This is a genomic window from Vibrio sp. Isolate34 (assembly GCF_022397915.1).
In the GTDB taxonomy this organism is placed as follows: domain Bacteria; phylum Pseudomonadota; class Gammaproteobacteria; order Enterobacterales; family Vibrionaceae; genus Vibrio.
On sequence record NZ_JAKEUO010000002.1, the window covers coordinates 268,015 to 284,355 of the forward strand.

The following is a 16,341-nucleotide window of genomic DNA, read 5'->3' on the forward strand; positions in this document are numbered from 1 at the left end:
TTTTTAGGAGATATTTATGAAACGTATTGTTCCCGTAACATTAATTGCTTGTAGTTTGATAGCATGTACTTCTTCACCGAAAACAGCGTCTGAGTTTTGGTATGGTCAAGGTGAGCGTTTTGGTTCTCACGGGTATACGATAGATAATGACTCGTTGGAAGATATCAAAGAAAAGGTAGAGTTTGATGAACCTGCGTATCTTGCTGGTTATGAAAAAGGAAAACTAGAATTTTGCGATCCCTATAAAGCGTTTGAAAAAGGTATAAAAGGAACAAGGTACACGGATCAATGTGCCGATATGCCTCAGGAGGTGATGATCAAAGCTGAGTGGCAAAGAGGTTGGGATGCATTTATTGGTGCTGATTTCTATAAGTTTAGGTAGGCTTAGAAAAGATTAACTTAAACCTACCTATTGTCATTATTGATGTGTGCCACCATATGCTTTGCACAGTTCACGGGGCAGTTGCTTTATCGCTCCGTCATTGAATGTGCACTGAACACCTGCACCAAATACTTTTCCTGCGTTGTTTTGTGCAATAGATACTGGAGCTGAAAAAATAAATACTGAAGCTAGTGCTAAAGTTAAAAGTTTCATGTTTTCCATCCTTCATACTTACCAAAAAATAAATAAACAGCATTTAAACGTCATGCTTAATACTCAATTATGTATACGGTTAATGAAAGATCAAAGTTATATAAAAATTTTCAATGAAAAATAACAGTAGCTAATTTAAATATATCAATCAGTAACTTATTGATTTTTGGTTGGGATAAGTGTCTATAAATACAGGTTATTTACCTTATTGAAGGTAAAACAGTTATAAGTGGCAGACTTTATTTTCTTAAATTATATTTATTATGCATTAAGGTGTTCTAGGTGTACTATTTGCTAGCGCCTCAAAGGTAATTAATGCCGAAGATACATCAGCTTATTAGAGTAATATCATGAACATAAGTGAAGCCGCTAAACTTACTAATCTATCAACGAAGTCTATTCGTCTTTATGAAGACAAAGGGGTTATCACGGCCCCTTTACGCTCGGAAAATGGCTATAGAAACTACGACAAGAAGCAGATTAAAGAGCTTGGGATAGTTGCGAAAGCGAGAAGTGCGGGTTTTTCACTTGATGAGTGCCGTGCGCTTGTTGAATTAGCGGATAATCCTTGTCGCGAAAGTGCCGATGTTAAAGCAAAAGCGCTGAGTAAATTGGAAGAAGTAAACAAAAAAATTGAAGATCTTTTGGCAATTCAGAAGACATTGAAAGAGTGGGTTGAACAATGTCCAGGTGACTCAAATAGCCATTGCCCGATCATTGACTCACTTGTAGAGAAAAAGCCATAAGTGGGTTACTTATGGCTTTAATAAGGAATGCTGAGTTACTCTTTAGGAGTAATCGTTAATACTATGCCATCTACAGCAGTGACGATTACCTCTGTGCCTGCTTTTAAGTCTTGGGCAGTAACAGCTGACCACGTAGTATCACCTAGACGGATACGACACTTGCCTTTTTGAATGTCAGTATCGATTCGAGCTGTTTGACCGACCAGTTGCTTTTCTCTTTGGTTTAACTCTCGCCCTGCATCCGATTGCTTGTCATTTGAGAGTTGTCTTCTCCACCACAACCAAGTCGTGATAAGTGAAAAGCTTGCAAAGGATAACCATTGCATCTGCCAACCAAGTGGTAGGGCACCCAAAAGTACACCGACCAACATGGCAGATATGCCTATCCATAAAAAGTAACCAGCGGTTCCAACCAGTTCAAGTGCAAGCAATGCTAGACCAAACGCCAGCCAGTGCCAGTGGTTTACTTGTTCTAGTAATTCGACCATAAGTTAGTCCTTACTACCTTTGTCATTCTTATGCGCAAACATCTCTGCAATACCAGCTACAGAACCCATTAGGCCTGTTGCTTCAAGTGGTAGCATGATGATCTTGCCGTTTTCTGCTTGACCAATTGATTTCAGTGCGTCGGTGTAGCCTTGTGCTATGAAGTAGTTTACAGCTTGCATGTCACCTTGAGCAATCGCCGTTGATACCATCTCTGTTGCTTTCGCTTCTGCTTCTGCAGCACGTTCACGAGCTTCTGCTTGAAGTATCGCGGCTTGTTTTTCACCTTCTGCTTTCAGGATATCTGACTGCTTGTGACCTTCTGCTTTTAGGATCTCTGCTTGTCTTACGCCTTCTGCTTCTAAGATATCGGCACGTTTGTTTCGTTCTGCCTTCATCTGAGCATTCATCGCAGCGGTAAGATCGGCGGGTGGTTGTACGTCTTTAATCTCGATACGTGTAACTTTTACGCCCCAAGGGTTAGTTGCTTCATCGACGATGTTAAGCAATTTGGTATTGATCATGTCACGCTGGCTGAGCATTTCATCCAATTCCATAGAACCCAGTACAGTACGGATATTGGTGAGGGTTAAGTTACGAATCGCGTGCTCAAGGTCGTTCACTTCATAGGCCGCTTTAGGGGCATCGATAACCTGAACAAAACACACCGCATCAATAACGACGTTCGCGTTGTCTTTAGAGATGACCTCTTGAGCTGGGATGTCGAGAACACGCTCCATCATGCTGATGCGTTGTCCTACTTTATCAATAAACGGAATGATCAAGTTTAAGCCCGGTCTTAGGGTATGTGTGTAGCGACCGAAGCGTTCTACCGTCCAGTTATTGCCTTGCGGAACGGTTTTTACTCCAGCGAAAATAAATAGCAGTGCGACGACGGTAAAGACGCCGATAGTAATCAATGTATCAATAGCCATACAAAATCCTTTGCAAGTTTAAGTTTTTGATAGTTCATTGTTGATACTGGCTCATATTTAAAATCGGAGCAAATTTATAAACGAAAAATGGGCCATAAAATATTGATTTTATGGCCCATTTGGCATTCTTACATTCGATAAACTAATTAATTGAATTGTTAGTTTTCGAAGTGTTTTACAACGCTTAACTTAACTGGCGTTGACGATTGCTAGTAAAGCAGAGAGTACAACTGTCGACGGTATTTACTCGCAACCGCGTTACCTTGTCCAAGCGCACTTAAGATATCCATGAATTCTTTCTTCATGTCACCATCGAGAGTATTTAGGTCTTTTGCTAGGAAAGACCACAGTAGATCCATTGCTTCTTCGCTACGGTTCACTTGGTGGTATTGCAGTGCTAATTCAGAGGCCGTTTTAGCATCGCTTGGGTTTTGCTGAAGAGCGGATTCTAGTGCTTGAATCTCAGGGCTGTCTGCTGCCTGTTTATGAAGTTCCAGCTTCGCAACTAAGCCTTTGTAGTAGTTGTCTTGGTATTCAAGTGGGATGGTTGCTAGCTGAGTTTCAGCAAGGTCAAACTGTTGTGTTTCTAATAAACACTCTGCTATCGCCAGTTTTACTTCACCTTTGTTTGTAAGCTCAGCTGGAAGTTGTTGCATTGCCGCCAAAGCTTGAGTGTGATCGCCTGCTTGCATTAACTCAAGAGCTTGGCGCAGTGCGAGTTCATCTTGACTAGGAAGGTGTTTGCTTAGCATCTCTACAATCGCGTCTAAGCTTTGAGGACCACCCAGACCGTCGACAGGTTGACCGTTAACAAACAGTGCAATCGTAGGCAGTGCTTGAACACCAAATTGGCTAGCAATCGCTTGTTCTTGCTCGCAATTCAGTAGGGCTAACGTGAAAGCACCGTTGTATTGCTGAGTTAATGTTTGGAGTTCAGGAATGACTTGGGCGCTCTCTTGGCTCATTGGTGCCCAAAAATGGATGAGTACAGGGGTCTGCATCGAACCTTCTAATACTTGACGAAAGTTCTGCTCATTAAGTTCAACAATATGCGGAGATTGCATTTACGTTCCTTGAGGTTTGTTTTGTGGATACGTTGCAAATATGGGGTGAGAAGTCGGTAACTTCAAGATCTAACTCAGTTATCTCCGATAAAAAGCGCCAAAAATAGAAAAACGCCATGCTTCGATGTTGATAGAGTTGTTATCTCAACACGGAAGACACAGCGTTCTCATTGAGGTGGTCAGTGAGGTATTACTTGAGATATTCAAAACAGAATAAACAACGTAATAGCCAAACTCACACCTACCCAATTAAGGCGGTTTAAAGTCATGAAATATCCAGAAGTAGCGTCATCAATTGGGAATAATTGATGAGATAGGCTAAATCATGACATTTTATTGTTACGAATAAATTACATCGTTACATTAAAGTTTGCGACTGTGCATTCAAAGTTAGTAATTTATGCTGCTTTTCTTAAAATAGGGTCTAGCAAGCGGCTTGGTAGGAGCCTTTTTAACACAGCGAACACCTTGGTTGGTGTCGTCACTCGATACCTTAACTTCGGCTTATTCGCAGTCAGCGCGTGAAAAACGGGTTCAATGCAGCTTTCAGCAGGCAGAACAAAAGCGTTGTTCGACGACTCTTTTTCAAGTCGGTCTTTTTGCTGTTGGTAAGCTTCTTGATGGACACTGCCTTCGATGCTGATCCACTTATTGAAGGCCTTTAGGGCGTTGGTTCTAAACTGGGTTTCGATAGGGCCGGGTTGAAGTAATGAAATGTGTACGCCACTGCCATGCAGTTCTAAACGCAGAGTGTCAGTCCAACCTTCTATCGCGAATTTTGAAGCGTTGTAAGCACCGCGATATTTCATAGCGGCGAAGCCTAACACTGAACTGTTTTGTACGATTCGTCCTTCGCCACGCTCACGCATGTGTGGGAGGATCTGACAAACAAGATGGTGCCAGCCGAAGAAGTTGGTTTCGAATTGCTCTCTGAGTCCTTGAGTTGGTAAGTCTTCTAGCGCCCCCGCTTGGCCGTAAGCGCCGTTGTTGAACAATCCAAACAATCCATTAGGTGCGAGTTCAATCGCAAGCTTGGCGCCATGTTCAATACTTTCTTGGTTGGAAAGATCGAGTTGAATGCAGGTGAGACCTTCGTCTTGAAGGCGTTGAACATCTTGTGGGTCACGACAAGATGCAATGACATGAAAACCGCGCTTTTGCAGTGCATGTGCACATGTATAGCCAATACCCGTTGAGCAACCAGTGATAAGAATCGACTTGTTCACGCTTAATCCTTTATTAGAGTCTCTATGACTCTAGGGTAAAGAATTAGTCTTGATGTTGTAACAAGTTTTTTAGTGCAGGCTCGATTCTTGAGTAACTAAAGATGAACCCCATTTCGGTGAGCTTCTTTGGTTTGGAGCGGATGCTATCAAATAGCAAACAAGATGATTCTCCCATCAGAAGTGACATTGCCCATTTCGGTGTGAACAAGAAATGCGGTCGGCCCAATTGTTTGGCTAACGTACTGCTGAACAGTTTGTTAGTCACAGGGTGCGGCGCGCACATATTAAACTCGCCTTGAGCGTGAGGAATCGACAACAAGTGGTTAATGGCTCTCACCATATCCAGCATGTGAATCCATGGCATGTACTGTTTGCCTGAACCTAGAGGCCCACCGACGCCGAGTTTGTAAGGCATAAGCATTTTCTTTAGTGCGCCGCCATTTTCTCCCAATACAATCCCCGTTCTGAGTAGTATGACTCGCGTGTTATCTGATTGAGCTCGCTTAGCTATCTTTTCCCAGTGAGCACAAACTTTATGAGGGAAGCTTTCATCATCCACTTCTAATGATTCATCAAACGGATGCTGTTGTTGATCGCCATAATAACCGACGGCTGAACCACTAATGAAAACCTCAGGTGGGTTGCTGCTGGCATGAATTAACTCGACCAACTTTTCTGTGATGTGCCAGCGGCTACTGCAGATTCTCTCTTTTTGTTCTTCGCTCCAACGCTTGTCGGCTATCGGTTCGCCAGCAAGGTTAACCACCACATCGAAGTCATTAAGATTGCTCAGTTCTTCAAGGGATTGAATGTAATGAAGGTTGTTCTGGTTCAGGTGATTTAGATTTTGCTTTGCTTTTTCAGGGCTCCGCGTCAGCAATGTCACATCGTCAGTGTTCCAGCTTTTAACCAATTCAGAGCCAATAAATCCCGTACCACCAGTTAACAATATCTTCATACCAATCTCCTTATTAAACATAATTATAGACATGGCTTGTTTTTAATCGCCAATCAATACGAAAAAATCACTATAACGATCAGTTGGTTTCAATCGTGTGATACCCAAATTACGCCTTTTAAAATTAAAGAATGAGTGAAATAAAATTCATTTGGCCAAGATGTGTACCGTTATCACACTTATGGATTTTACTCGGATATGTTACCAACTGCGTAATATTTGTCACATAAGCAAAGATAAGGATTTGCCATGATTATTATTAATTCATAACCAGCGACAAGGAATTGCGATGATGGCGGTGCTTGCTTTGTTTCGAGCCATGTTAGGTAGCCTGAGGGATCTATTGCCAATAGTGGCGGTAATCGCTTTCTTCCAGCTTACTGTTTTACAAGAGCCACTTCCTCATCTGTTATCAATTCTAACTGGCTTAGTGCTTGTGGTCTTTGGGTTGACCTTCTTTATCTTCGGGCTTGAAATGGGGCTATTCCCAATCGGTGAGTCTATGGCTCAAGCCTTTGCTCGCAAAGGGAGTGTGTTCTGGTTACTGACGTTTGCTTTTTGTTTGGGTTTTGGTACCACCATAGCCGAACCAGCGTTAACTGCGGTGGCGGCTGAAGCTGCGGAAGTGGCCGCCGAGGGAGGTGTTATCCCCAATACGTTAGATGAAATGGAAGAATATGCAGATGGTCTGCGTTTTACCGTTGCATTGTCGGTGGGTATCGCCATCTTACTTGGGGTGCTGCGCATCTTAAAAGGGTGGCCAATTCAGTACATGATCATCGGTGGGTATATTGGTGTGGTGGTGCTCACTGCTTTCGCTCCTGAAAACATCATTGGAATTGCGTATGACTCTGGTGGAGTGACAACATCGACGATCACCGTTCCATTAGTGACCGCATTAGGAGTGGGTTTAGCCTCTGCAATTAAAGGGCGTAATCCGATGATAGATGGTTTTGGGTTGATCGCGTTTGCTTCGTTGCTGCCGATGATGTTTGTCATGGTCTATGGGATGGTGGTGACATGATCAGTGCTCAACAATTTATCGACACTTTTTTAGGCACTGTGATGGATGTGATCCCGATTGCGGTCATCATCTTCGGTTTTCAGTTGGCGGTATTACGAAAGCCAGTCAATAACCTAGCCAAAGTGCTCATTGGTTTCTTTTACGTAATCGTAGGTTTATCTCTATTCTTGATGGGGTTGGAGCTCGCGTTGTTTCCTTTGGGGGAGACGATGGCAATGCAACTCACAGAACCAAGCTTTTTGACTGAGTTCAAGATCAGCTCTGGCCTTGGTTTGGTTTGGTTTGATTATTATTGGGTTTATCTTTTTGCGTTCTGTATTGGTTTTAGTACCACGATCGCTGAGCCTTCATTGATTGCGGTGGCTATTAAAGCGAATCAAGTATCCGGCGGCAGCATCAGTGTTAATGGGCTGAGAATAGCCGTGGCACTAGGAGTGGCTATCGGTATCTCGCTTGGAAGCTATCGGATCGTTGCTGGTGACCCGATCCATTACTACATCATTTTTGGCTATGTCGTCGTGGTCATTCAAACCTTTTACGCGCCCAAATTGATCATCCCATTGGCCTATGATTCTGGCGGAGTGACGACATCCACCGTGACCGTTCCATTGGTGACGGCGTTAGGGCTAGGCCTCGCTTCAACTGTACCTGGACGAAACCCTGTGATTGATGGCTTTGGCTTAATTGCTTTTGCCAGCTTATTTCCGATTATTTCAGTGATGGGCTATGCCCAAATAACACAATGGTTAAACCGTTTACACACCTCTAAGGAGAGCAAAGATGCGCTTTAAACTTATCTTAGCGTTTGTAGAAGAGAGCAAGACAGACAGTGTGCTCGATGCCGCGCGTGATGCGGGCGCAACGGGAGCAACGGTGATCAACAATGCCAGAGGGCAAGGTCTAAACCAAAAAACCACCTTCTTTGGCTTAACCTTGGAGGTGCAAAAAGATGTGTTGTTGTTTGTCGTCGAAGAGCATTTGGCGAGACATATTTTAGAAACCATCGGTGAAGTCGGAGAGTTCGACCAAGAGTCAGGGCAAGGTATTGCTGTTCAGATCGATGTTGAAGATGCGGTCGGGGTCGCGCACCAAGTCGAAACACTAACCAAGGTTGTGGAGGATGAGCTATGAATACGGGTGAGACAATTCGAGTAAGCGATGTAATGGCTAACACTTATGTGATTATTGATGGGCTAACGACGGTGTTAGAAGCGATTGAGATGGCAAAAAAGCACAAAGTAAAAGCCATCATCGTCGATAAACGCCATGAGCACGATGAATACGGCATCGTGTTGATGAATGATATCGCTAAGAAAGTGTTGGCGAAGAACCGCTCGCCTAAGCGTACTAACGTTTATGAAATCATGACTAAACCGGCTTTGAGCGTGTCTGCCGATATGAATGTGAAGTATTGTGCGCGCTTGTTTGAGCGTTTTGGTATCAGTCGTGCCCCTGTGGTCAGTGACCATAAGATAGTCGGTATGGTTAGTTACAATAATATCGTGATCAACGGTATGGCGAGAGATGACGTGTAGCCGTTAGATACGTACAATAGGCTCATAAATTTTATGGAGAAGTACGTGTGAAATTATTTTTTGCTTCAGACCTACACGGTTCGCTGCCAGCAACAGAAAAAGTATTAGAGCTATACCAAGCATCTGGTGCGCAATATTTGGTCTTATTGGGTGACATTCTGAATCACGGCCCAAGAAACCCGATTCCAGAGGGATACAACCCGCCGGCGGTTGCAGAGAAGTTGAATGCGTTTTCTCAAGAGATCATCGCCGTTCGTGGTAACTGCGACAGCGAAGTGGATCAGATGCTGTTGTCTTTCCCAATGATGATGGATTACTCATGGGTACTGCTTGAGTCAGGTCAGCGTATTTTCTTAACTCATGGTCACCTGTACAACACAACGAAGCGACCAGCACTGAAAGCGGGCGATATTATTGCTCACGGCCACACCCATATCCCAGTTGCTGAATACCAAGATGATATCTTCATTTTCAATCCTAGCTCGGTGACATTCCCACGAGAAGGGCACGCAGCAAGCTATGGCCTATATGAAGACAACACCTTCAAAGTGATCAGCCTTGAAGGTGACCTAATTGTGAGCGGTCAGCTTTAATTAATAAAATCGGTCGCGTAGCTTTACTTTGAATCTACGTGGCCGAGGTCTTTGTCTGGAGCTATGATGTTTCGTACTCTTTGCTTCAGAACTTTAGCCTCAGGAAAACCGCCGTCCGCTTTTCTTTCCCAAATCTGTGTTCCATTACAAAAGATCTCGAATCGTCCGCCCGTATCAGGGTGTAGACTGACTTGTTCTATCTCCTCACTAAAGGTGTGCAGCAATTCTTGACACAACCAGCTTGAGCGAAGCATCCAATTGCATTGACGGCAATAGTGTATGGCTACCGTCGCTTTCAATACTGTAGTCGTGGTTGGATTCGATTCCGTATTCATAGTTAATCCTTTAAAATTCTAAATCAATAGCTTTATACCGACGGCAAACGTCAATATTTCAAAAGCAGTTTTGACGAGCTGGTTGCTTGAACGGTTGGCAAGAAATGCACCTAGGCTTCCACCTATAAATGAGCTAAGTAGAAGTATAGGTAGCCACAACCAGTATATCGGCGCGCCAGCTTGTACGATTGCGATACCGCCGATGCCATTCCAGAACAGGCCAACACATATCATGGTGAGCGCCACGGCCTGTTTATAAGTGAAACCAAACCAGCGAACAAGAAACAAGGTCACCAACAGTCCAGATCCCGCAGTCAGGGAGCCGTTGATGATGCCAATGAGCGCGAGCCCAATGCCACCAATAATCCAACCTTTGGTATCTCGGTTTTTGAGTTGTTCCTCTTGTCCCAATTGCTTCTTTAGTCGCGAGTAGACGCCAAGCGCTAAGATCATCGCCCCAAGCAGTTTTTGTGCAATATCATCTGGAATCAGTAACACGATATTTGCCCCAATAACAACGCCGATGCTGCCAACAAGGATCAGATAGCAACAAATTCTCCAACTGAGCGTGCCGCCTTTAATATGTGTATAAGCAGCGCCCAAACCTAAAGCGACACTGGCGACTTTGTGTGTTGCTAAGGCGACCGAAAAGGGGAGGCCAAGAAAGATAAGCAGTGGGAATTGAAGTAGTCCGGCACCACCACCCGATAAGGAGGCGAGGGTATTGGCGATCAATGAACCAAAAAAGAGGGCAAGTGAGTTTATCCAATCCATAGAATTTCGTACTTGTAAGTTTTAGATAACAAAAAGGGGCTTCATGCCCCTTTTTCTATTGGTTTACCGCTTCATGGTATTCAGCTATTGATACACAGTAAATAGCTATCCAATGTTAGTTTGAAAACAATACGGTTGAACCGTGATTTAAGCTAGTCAGTAGCAGTGCTTTCGGGTTAACGATGTCGATGCGTCGGCTTTGCTCTGCATCCATTTTTATAACCTGAGTGATAAGTTCGAGTTGTCCTTCCGAAAAATCTTGGCGCTGAGCTGAAGTCACATCTTTAAACTCTGTTGGTGAAACCAATAGGTAGTTGTCGTTGATATCCCACTGACCCGTTTCCGAAATGTTGATGACATTCGCAGGCTCAGTTTGAGTACCATACAGTCTAACCACTGACATTCTAAGGTATGTACCATTTGGTAGGTATTTCGCATTTGATGACAGCTCAACTTTACGAAGCGGGCCGATAGAATCCGCTTGCTTGTTATCGCTAATCAGCGTAACCATTTTCGATTGCCATTCATGCTGAGTGAGCAAGCGCTCTACTTTTGCATCGCTGCCCCAATACAACCAACCACTTAAAAATGCAGATAGAGCCAGTAAAATAATTGATACTTTTAATTTCATGTTACTGACCACCGTTACAAATGTCGTTTATATCCGACTGGTTTGCGTAAATTCTTAGGGTTACATTCTCGCTTGAGTAATCTTGCGGGTGAATGTAGTTGAGAGCAAGGTTGTTGGTTTGGCCACCTGTTGCGATCACTTCAGTCGGCTTTAGCATGCCTGTGTGATTGGTGTTGTAACGCAATACGCATTTCTCAATTGCAGGTAGCCAGCTCGTAAGATCTGGATGGTTGATTGGTGATTGAACCTTTACGCCATCCACTTCAGCCAATGTTTTGAACTCGGATTCTGCCGGGTTAGTAAACGTTAAAACGAGAATCGGCATGATGAAAGCAATAAGTAGCAACCAAAACGTTAACCACTTATTTGTGCTTTTAGCTGGAGCTGCAGCAGGAGCTCGTGTTGGTTCAGCTTCGACATTGGTTTCTTGAACCTTTGCTACTGGCTCTGACTCAACCGTTTCAGTAACCGTTTCTTCAGTCGCTGCAGGCGTTGCAAACGTCAAGATAGGTTCTACGTCATTTTCGGCAATTTCAGCAGCTACTGGCTGATCATTTGATGAAAGTGGTGCAGAGCGCTCAACGGTCGCAATGAATTGATAACCGCGTTTAGGCACTGTCTTTACGAATTCTGGGGATTTGGTCGAATCTTTCAGCATCTTTCTTAGTGTTGATACAGCTTGCGTTAAGCTAGAGTCATCAACCTCAAAGCCTTGGTCTCGCCAAACATACTCGTGTAATTCATTACGAGTGATAACTTCATTGGGTCTTTCCGACAGCATCAAGAGAATGCGGCTTTCATTGCTGCCAAGGCGTACGACTTCTCCGTCGCTCATTTGGTCAACAAGTGAGTTGCTGTTTGGATCGAAGACAAACCGCTGTGCGAGAATAAACTTTGTGCCGATATTGCTCATTGAATTCTTCTACTTTTGGAGGATTTGGGGTGCGAAATAGACAAATCTCAGGTGAAGTTCAGTTAATTCTTCACCAAATCATGGCTTCTTTTATGTTCTTTTATATTTATCAGACTCAAGGATAATAAAAACAGATCAAAAAAACAGTGTTTTTATGATTTTTGACCTTGAATTTACATTTGTCATCCTCATGTTAATGAACATAAGAGTGGCATCAAGTGTTACGCCCCTATGGTTATTCAACATAAAGTATAGATGTTTTGGAGTAAAAATGAGCGAAACGGCAACGCAAAATAAAGAGACTCGTGGCTTTCAATCTGAAGTAAAACAACTACTTCATCTAATGATTCACTCACTGTATTCAAATAAAGAAATCTTCCTACGTGAGCTGATCTCTAACGCATCTGACGCGGCTGACAAGCTGCGTTTTCAAGCCCTATCTAATGGTGACCTTTACCAAGGTGATGCTGATTTAGGTGTGAAACTTTCATTCAACGCTGAAGCAAACACCTTAACGATTTCTGATAACGGTATCGGTATGAGCCGTGACAACGTTATTGAGCATTTAGGTACGATTGCTAAATCAGGCACTGCAGACTTTTTCTCAAAACTGTCTGAAGACCAAAGCAAAGACTCTCAATTGATTGGTCAATTTGGTGTTGGTTTCTATTCTGCATTCATCGTTGCAGATGCGGTAACCGTTCGCACTCGTGCAGCTGGCCTAGCAAGCAATGAAGCCGTTCAATGGCACTCTGCTGGCGAAGGCGATTACACCATCGAGGATATCACCAAAGAATCTCGCGGTACCGACATCATTCTGCACATGCGTGAAGACGGTAAAGAGTTCTTAAACGAATGGCGCCTGCGTGAAGTGATCGGTAAGTACTCTGATCACATCGGTATCCCTGTTTCTATCTTCACAGCAGTGAAAGATGACGAAGGTAAAGACACCGAAGAGAAGCATTGGGAACAGATTAACAAGGCGCAAGCGCTTTGGACTCGTAACAAATCTGATATCGAGAAAGAAGAGTACCAAGAGTTTTACAAGCACGTATCTCACGACTTTGCTGATCCACTGACGTGGAGCCACAACAAGGTTGAAGGTAAGAACGACTACACAAGCCTGCTTTACATCCCAGCTAAAGCACCTTGGGACATGATGAATCGTGACCATAAGAGCGGCTTAAAGCTTTATGTACAGCGTGTATTCATCATGGACGATGCTGAACAGTTCATGCCATCTTACATGCGTTTTGTTCGCGGCTTGATAGATTCAAACGATCTGCCTCTGAACGTGTCGCGTGAAATCCTGCAAGATAACAAGGTGACTCAGTCTCTTCGTGGCGCATGTACTAAGCGTGTTCTAACTATGCTTGAGCGCATGGCGAAGAACGACAACGACAAGTACTTAGAGTTTTGGAAAGAGTTTGGCCTAGTAATGAAAGAAGGCCCAGCTGAAGACATGGCGAACAAAGAGAAGATCGCGGGTCTACTTCGTTTCTCATCAACAGAAGTGGATTCAGCTGAACAAACTATCAGCCTAGAATCTTACGTTGGGCGCATGAAAGAAGGCCAAGATAAGATCTATTACCTAACAGCAGATAGCTACGCTGCAGCTAAGAACAGCCCGCACTTGGAGCAGTTCAAAGCAAAAGGTATTGAAGTGGTTCTAATGTACGATCGCATTGATGAGTACGTAATGAACTACCTAACTGATTTTGATGGCAAGCAGTTCCAATCGATAACCAAAGCGGGCCTAGATCTAAGCAAGTTTGAAGGTGAAGAAGAGAAAGAGAAGCAGAAAGAGACGGAAGAAGAGTTCAAGTCTGTTGTAGAGCGCACTCAATCTTACCTAGGTGGTCGTGTTAAAGAAGTTCGCACTACATTCAAGTTAGCAACAACACCGGCTGTTGTTGTAACTGACGACTTCGAAATGGGTACGCAAATGGCTAAGCTTCTTGAAGCTGCGGGTCAAGCGGCACCTGAAGTGAAGTACATCTTCGAGATTAACCCTGAGCACGCTCTGGTTAAACAGATGGCAGACGAAGCAGACGAGCAAGCGTTTGGTCGTTGGGTTGAGTTGCTACTTGGTCAAGCGATGCTGGCTGAAAAGGGCTCAATGGAAGATCCGTCACAATTCTTGGGTGCAATCAACGAGCTACTGACAAAGCGTTAGTCTTTCGACTTTAGGTTAAGCCAATAATTGTAATAAAAAGCTCGCAAATGCGGGCTTTTTTTATGAACGTCGCTGAAAATCTATTAAACGTGGTCAACGTCACCGTTATCGTCACAACAAATGTTGCCGATACATTCTTTAGTCGTAAATTCAGCCAAATTGAATATTAATGTGATAGAATGCTCGACCTAATCAGCTGGAGCTAGGAACTCATTCCTTCCAGTTGTATGATTTTTAAACGTTATACCGAAACTTACCGTTTTGCTTCTGTTTACAGTTTTGCTTAACCTCAGCTGTTACCTAACTTTTCCTGTTTATCTTAAATATGAACGAGGAAGGTGGGATAGTGAGCTTCGGTATAAATCATAATTTTATAAGAGGATTAAACATGCGCATCATTCTTCTAGGTGCTCCTGGCGCGGGTAAAGGTACTCAAGCTAACTTCATCATGAACAAATTTGGTATCCCTCAAATTTCAACTGGTGACATGCTACGTGCTGCTATCAAAGCGGGTACTGAGCTTGGTAAGCAAGCAAAATCAGTAATCGACGCTGGTCAGCTAGTTTCTGATGAAATTATCCTTGGTCTTATCAAAGAGCGTATCGCTCAAGATGACTGTGAGAAAGGTTTCCTACTAGACGGTTTCCCACGCACAATCCCACAAGCTGATGGCCTAAAAGAAATGGGCATCGCTGTTGATTACGTTGTTGAATTCGACGTAGCTGACGATGTGATTGTTGAGCGTATGGCTGGTCGTCGTGCTCACCTTCCTTCAGGCCGTACATACCACACTGTGTACAACCCGCCTAAAGAAGAAGGTAAAGATGACGTAACTGGCGAAGAGCTAGTTGTACGTGATGACGACAAAGAAGAAACAGTTCGTGCACGTCTAGGCGTATACCACGATCAAACAGCTCCGCTTATCTCTTACTACGGTAAAGAAGCTGAAGCAGGCAACACTCAGTACCTTAAGTTTGACGGTACTAAGCAAGTTGCTGAAGTTAGTGCAGAACTTGAGAAAGCACTAGCATAATTGGCTAACAGCCAGTTTTAGAATTTGATATATTGGAAGCGACCTTAAGGGGCGCTTTTTTTGTTTCAATTTTTAGTACGATACCAATCTAGATAATTCGATTACACATCATTCAAGATGAAACCGTTTTTGATGAAGGTGGCTCACAATCGAGAGTAGATGTTGCGATATCCCATTTAAAGAATGATTATTCAGGCATTTAGTGGGAAGCAATGATCTTAAACTTATGAAGATTAGTATATTACTTTCCAGAAAATCACATATTGGTCTCAGGTATCTATGGAAAATAATAAAAAGCAGGGCGTTTTACTGGTGAACTTAGGTACGCCAGATTCTGCGACCCCAGCTGGCGTTCGTCGATTTTTGAGTGAGTTCTTGCACGACAAGCGAGTAGTGAACCTAACTCGTTGGCTTTGGTGTCCTATTCTGCATGGGGTGATTCTTCCTATTCGTTCACCTAAGGTCGCGAAGTTGTATCAGTCGGTTTGGATGGATGATGGCTCACCACTGCTTGTTTACTCGCAGAGACAAGCGGAAAAGCTAGAGAAAAAATTAGAGATGCCGGTTGCATTGGGAATGACCTATGGTAACCCAAGCCTTAAGACGGGTATCGAACAACTGATGGAGCAGGGTGTAGAAGAGATCATTGTATTGCCTTTGTACCCTCAGTACTCAGGTACAACGACAGCAGCTGTTTCTGATGGCTTAACCAAAGCTTTTAAGCAGATGCCTGTAATTCCAAGCTATCGCTTTATTCGTGATTACTACTCACATCCGAGCTATGCCAAAGCACTGGCTGAAAGCGTTCGCAGTCATTGGGATCAAAATGGCAGAGCCGATCACTTGGTTTGTTCGTTCCACGGCATTCCGAAGCGCTTAGCTGATGAAGGCGATATCTATCCACAACACTGTGAAGCAACGACAAAACTCCTTGCAGCAGAGCTAGGTTTATCTGAAGAAGACATTACCATGACCTACCAATCTCGATTTGGTCGAGAGGAGTGGTTGAAGCCTTACACAGACGAAACGCTAGAGTCATTGCCAGGAAAAGGTATTAAGAAGATTGATATCATGGCTCCTGCATTCTCGGTGGATTGCTTGGAAACACTGGAAGAGATTTCAGATCAGTGTAAAGAGACCTTTATTGAAGCTGGTGGCTCAGACTTTAGCTACATTATGTGTCTTAATGATAGAGACTCGCATATCGACATGATGGCTGAACTGGTAGCGCTTCATCGCTAAGTGATGTGTCGATTGAATAGATAACAAAAGGGCTGCTCATTGAGCAGCCCTTTTTGATCTTGATGTTTCTTCTCG

At 43.6% G+C, this 16,341-nt stretch carries 20 protein-coding genes; 10 read left to right on the forward strand and 10 right to left on the reverse strand.

Going from position 1 to position 16,341, the window contains the following annotated elements; all coding sequences use genetic code 11:
* The first annotated feature begins 16 nt into the window (after window positions 1-16).
* Window positions 17-382: a DUF2799 domain-containing protein gene (locus L1D22_RS03875; protein WP_239828766.1), complete on the forward strand. Its 366-nt coding sequence runs from the start codon at window positions 17-19 to the stop codon at window positions 380-382.
* Between the two features lie 36 nt (window positions 383-418).
* Here the strand turns inward: L1D22_RS03875 and L1D22_RS03880 are convergent, their stop codons facing one another.
* Window positions 419-595, reverse strand: coding sequence for a hypothetical protein (locus L1D22_RS03880; RefSeq protein WP_171308861.1), 177 nt, complete (start codon window positions 593-595; stop codon window positions 419-421).
* A gap of 350 nt (window positions 596-945) precedes the next feature.
* On the opposite strand from L1D22_RS03880, the gene cueR reads away from it, so the two are divergent.
* A complete protein-coding gene (cueR, locus tag L1D22_RS03885; RefSeq protein ID WP_239828767.1) occupies window positions 946-1,341 on the forward strand; it encodes a Cu(I)-responsive transcriptional regulator in 396 nt (131 codons plus the stop codon).
* Between the two features lie 35 nt (window positions 1,342-1,376).
* On the opposite strand, the gene L1D22_RS03890 is transcribed toward cueR, so the two are convergent.
* The 5 genes from L1D22_RS03890 to L1D22_RS03910 form a co-directional block, all read right to left on the reverse strand.
* On the reverse strand, window positions 1,377-1,829 hold the full coding sequence (locus L1D22_RS03890) for an NfeD family protein (RefSeq protein ID WP_239828768.1): 453 nt from the start codon (window positions 1,827-1,829) through the stop codon (window positions 1,377-1,379).
* Window positions 1,830-1,832: 3 nt separating this feature from the next.
* Complete coding sequence (locus tag L1D22_RS03895) at window positions 1,833-2,762, reverse strand: SPFH domain-containing protein (RefSeq protein ID WP_239828769.1); 930 nt, start codon at window positions 2,760-2,762, stop codon at window positions 1,833-1,835.
* 209 nt (window positions 2,763-2,971) lie between these two features.
* Entirely contained in the window at window positions 2,972-3,826 is an 855-nt protein-coding gene (locus L1D22_RS03900) for a co-chaperone YbbN (protein WP_239828770.1), read from the reverse strand.
* Window positions 3,827-4,224: 398 nt separating this feature from the next.
* Complete coding sequence (locus L1D22_RS03905; RefSeq protein WP_239828771.1) at window positions 4,225-5,052, reverse strand: SDR family oxidoreductase; 828 nt, start codon at window positions 5,050-5,052, stop codon at window positions 4,225-4,227.
* Window positions 5,053-5,095: 43 nt separating this feature from the next.
* Entirely contained in the window at window positions 5,096-6,010 is a 915-nt protein-coding gene (locus tag L1D22_RS03910) for a TIGR01777 family oxidoreductase (RefSeq protein ID WP_239828772.1), read from the reverse strand.
* A gap of 289 nt (window positions 6,011-6,299) precedes the next feature.
* On the opposite strand from L1D22_RS03910, the gene L1D22_RS03915 reads away from it, so the two are divergent.
* Genes L1D22_RS03915 through yfcE form a run of 5 tightly spaced genes read left to right on the forward strand, consistent with a single transcriptional unit; the run spans window position 6,300 to window position 9,162 of the window.
* Window positions 6,300-7,034, forward strand: a complete 735-nt coding sequence (locus L1D22_RS03915) for a DUF1538 domain-containing protein (protein ID WP_239828773.1) — start codon at window positions 6,300-6,302, stop codon at window positions 7,032-7,034.
* Window positions 7,031-7,825, forward strand: a complete 795-nt coding sequence (locus L1D22_RS03920; protein ID WP_239828774.1) for a DUF1538 domain-containing protein — start codon at window positions 7,031-7,033, stop codon at window positions 7,823-7,825. The genes L1D22_RS03915 and L1D22_RS03920 overlap by 4 nt, the downstream gene beginning before the upstream one ends.
* A complete protein-coding gene (locus L1D22_RS03925) occupies window positions 7,815-8,165 on the forward strand; it encodes a P-II family nitrogen regulator (protein ID WP_146490385.1) in 351 nt (116 codons plus the stop codon). The genes L1D22_RS03920 and L1D22_RS03925 overlap by 11 nt, the downstream gene beginning before the upstream one ends.
* Complete coding sequence (locus L1D22_RS03930) at window positions 8,162-8,569, forward strand: CBS domain-containing protein (RefSeq protein WP_239828775.1); 408 nt, start codon at window positions 8,162-8,164, stop codon at window positions 8,567-8,569. Before L1D22_RS03925 ends, L1D22_RS03930 begins: the two co-directional genes overlap by 4 nt.
* 47 nt (window positions 8,570-8,616) lie before the next feature.
* Window positions 8,617-9,162, forward strand: a complete 546-nt coding sequence (yfcE, locus tag L1D22_RS03935) for a phosphodiesterase (RefSeq protein WP_161752329.1) — start codon at window positions 8,617-8,619, stop codon at window positions 9,160-9,162.
* 23 nt (window positions 9,163-9,185) lie between these two features.
* Here the strand turns inward: yfcE and L1D22_RS03940 are convergent, their stop codons facing one another.
* The 4 genes from L1D22_RS03940 to L1D22_RS03955 form a co-directional block, all read right to left on the reverse strand.
* Complete coding sequence (locus tag L1D22_RS03940; RefSeq protein WP_239828776.1) at window positions 9,186-9,497, reverse strand: SelT/SelW/SelH family protein; 312 nt, start codon at window positions 9,495-9,497, stop codon at window positions 9,186-9,188.
* Between the two features lie 18 nt (window positions 9,498-9,515).
* Complete coding sequence (locus tag L1D22_RS03945) at window positions 9,516-10,271, reverse strand: sulfite exporter TauE/SafE family protein (RefSeq protein ID WP_239828777.1); 756 nt, start codon at window positions 10,269-10,271, stop codon at window positions 9,516-9,518.
* 115 nt (window positions 10,272-10,386) lie between these two features.
* The gene (locus L1D22_RS03950; RefSeq protein ID WP_239828778.1) at window positions 10,387-10,902 is read right to left on the reverse strand and encodes a regulatory protein ToxS; all 516 of its coding nucleotides are present in this window, start codon (window positions 10,900-10,902) and stop codon (window positions 10,387-10,389) included.
* A 1-nt stretch (window position 10,903) separates the two neighbouring features.
* On the reverse strand, window positions 10,904-11,815 hold the full coding sequence (locus L1D22_RS03955) for a transcriptional regulator (RefSeq protein ID WP_239828779.1): 912 nt from the start codon (window positions 11,813-11,815) through the stop codon (window positions 10,904-10,906).
* Between the two features lie 271 nt (window positions 11,816-12,086).
* Between L1D22_RS03955 and htpG the strand changes: the two genes are divergently transcribed.
* From htpG to hemH, 3 genes are all read left to right on the forward strand, one after another.
* On the forward strand, window positions 12,087-13,991 hold the full coding sequence (gene htpG, locus L1D22_RS03960) for a molecular chaperone HtpG (protein ID WP_239828780.1): 1,905 nt from the start codon (window positions 12,087-12,089) through the stop codon (window positions 13,989-13,991).
* A gap of 388 nt (window positions 13,992-14,379) precedes the next feature.
* Complete coding sequence (adk, locus tag L1D22_RS03965) at window positions 14,380-15,024, forward strand: adenylate kinase (protein ID WP_048660860.1); 645 nt, start codon at window positions 14,380-14,382, stop codon at window positions 15,022-15,024.
* Between the two features lie 279 nt (window positions 15,025-15,303).
* Window positions 15,304-16,266 (forward strand): ferrochelatase, encoded by a 963-nt coding sequence (gene hemH, locus L1D22_RS03970; protein ID WP_239828781.1) that lies wholly within the window; start codon window positions 15,304-15,306, stop codon window positions 16,264-16,266.
* Window positions 16,267-16,341 lie beyond the last annotated feature (75 nt).

Excerpts from the sequence above, each read along its gene's own strand:
- L1D22_RS03930 (WP_239828775.1), top strand. The coding sequence starts at position 8,162 with ATGAATACGGGTGAGACAATTCGAGTAAGCGATGTAATGGCTAACACT.
- L1D22_RS03920 (WP_239828774.1), top strand. The coding sequence starts at position 7,031 with ATGATCAGTGCTCAACAATTTATCGACACTTTTTTAGGCACTGTGATG.
- L1D22_RS03890 (WP_239828768.1), bottom strand. The coding sequence starts at position 1,829 with ATGGTCGAATTACTAGAACAAGTAAACCACTGGCACTGGCTGGCGTTT.
- L1D22_RS03910 (WP_239828772.1), bottom strand. The coding sequence starts at position 6,010 with ATGAAGATATTGTTAACTGGTGGTACGGGATTTATTGGCTCTGAATTG.
- htpG (WP_239828780.1), top strand. The coding sequence starts at position 12,087 with ATGAGCGAAACGGCAACGCAAAATAAAGAGACTCGTGGCTTTCAATCT.
- L1D22_RS03945 (WP_239828777.1), bottom strand. The coding sequence starts at position 10,271 with ATGGATTGGATAAACTCACTTGCCCTCTTTTTTGGTTCATTGATCGCC.
- L1D22_RS03925 (WP_146490385.1), top strand. The coding sequence starts at position 7,815 with ATGCGCTTTAAACTTATCTTAGCGTTTGTAGAAGAGAGCAAGACAGAC.
- cueR (WP_239828767.1), top strand. The coding sequence starts at position 946 with ATGAACATAAGTGAAGCCGCTAAACTTACTAATCTATCAACGAAGTCT.
- L1D22_RS03900 (WP_239828770.1), bottom strand. The coding sequence starts at position 3,826 with ATGCAATCTCCGCATATTGTTGAACTTAATGAGCAGAACTTTCGTCAA.
- L1D22_RS03940 (WP_239828776.1), bottom strand. The coding sequence starts at position 9,497 with ATGAATACGGAATCGAATCCAACCACGACTACAGTATTGAAAGCGACG.
- L1D22_RS03950 (WP_239828778.1), bottom strand. The coding sequence starts at position 10,902 with ATGAAATTAAAAGTATCAATTATTTTACTGGCTCTATCTGCATTTTTA.
- L1D22_RS03895 (WP_239828769.1), bottom strand. The coding sequence starts at position 2,762 with ATGGCTATTGATACATTGATTACTATCGGCGTCTTTACCGTCGTCGCA.
- L1D22_RS03955 (WP_239828779.1), bottom strand. The coding sequence starts at position 11,815 with ATGAGCAATATCGGCACAAAGTTTATTCTCGCACAGCGGTTTGTCTTC.
- adk (WP_048660860.1), top strand. The coding sequence starts at position 14,380 with ATGCGCATCATTCTTCTAGGTGCTCCTGGCGCGGGTAAAGGTACTCAA.
- L1D22_RS03915 (WP_239828773.1), top strand. The coding sequence starts at position 6,300 with ATGATGGCGGTGCTTGCTTTGTTTCGAGCCATGTTAGGTAGCCTGAGG.
- hemH (WP_239828781.1), top strand. The coding sequence starts at position 15,304 with ATGGAAAATAATAAAAAGCAGGGCGTTTTACTGGTGAACTTAGGTACG.
- L1D22_RS03880 (WP_171308861.1), bottom strand. The coding sequence starts at position 595 with ATGAAACTTTTAACTTTAGCACTAGCTTCAGTATTTATTTTTTCAGCT.
- L1D22_RS03875 (WP_239828766.1), top strand. The coding sequence starts at position 17 with ATGAAACGTATTGTTCCCGTAACATTAATTGCTTGTAGTTTGATAGCA.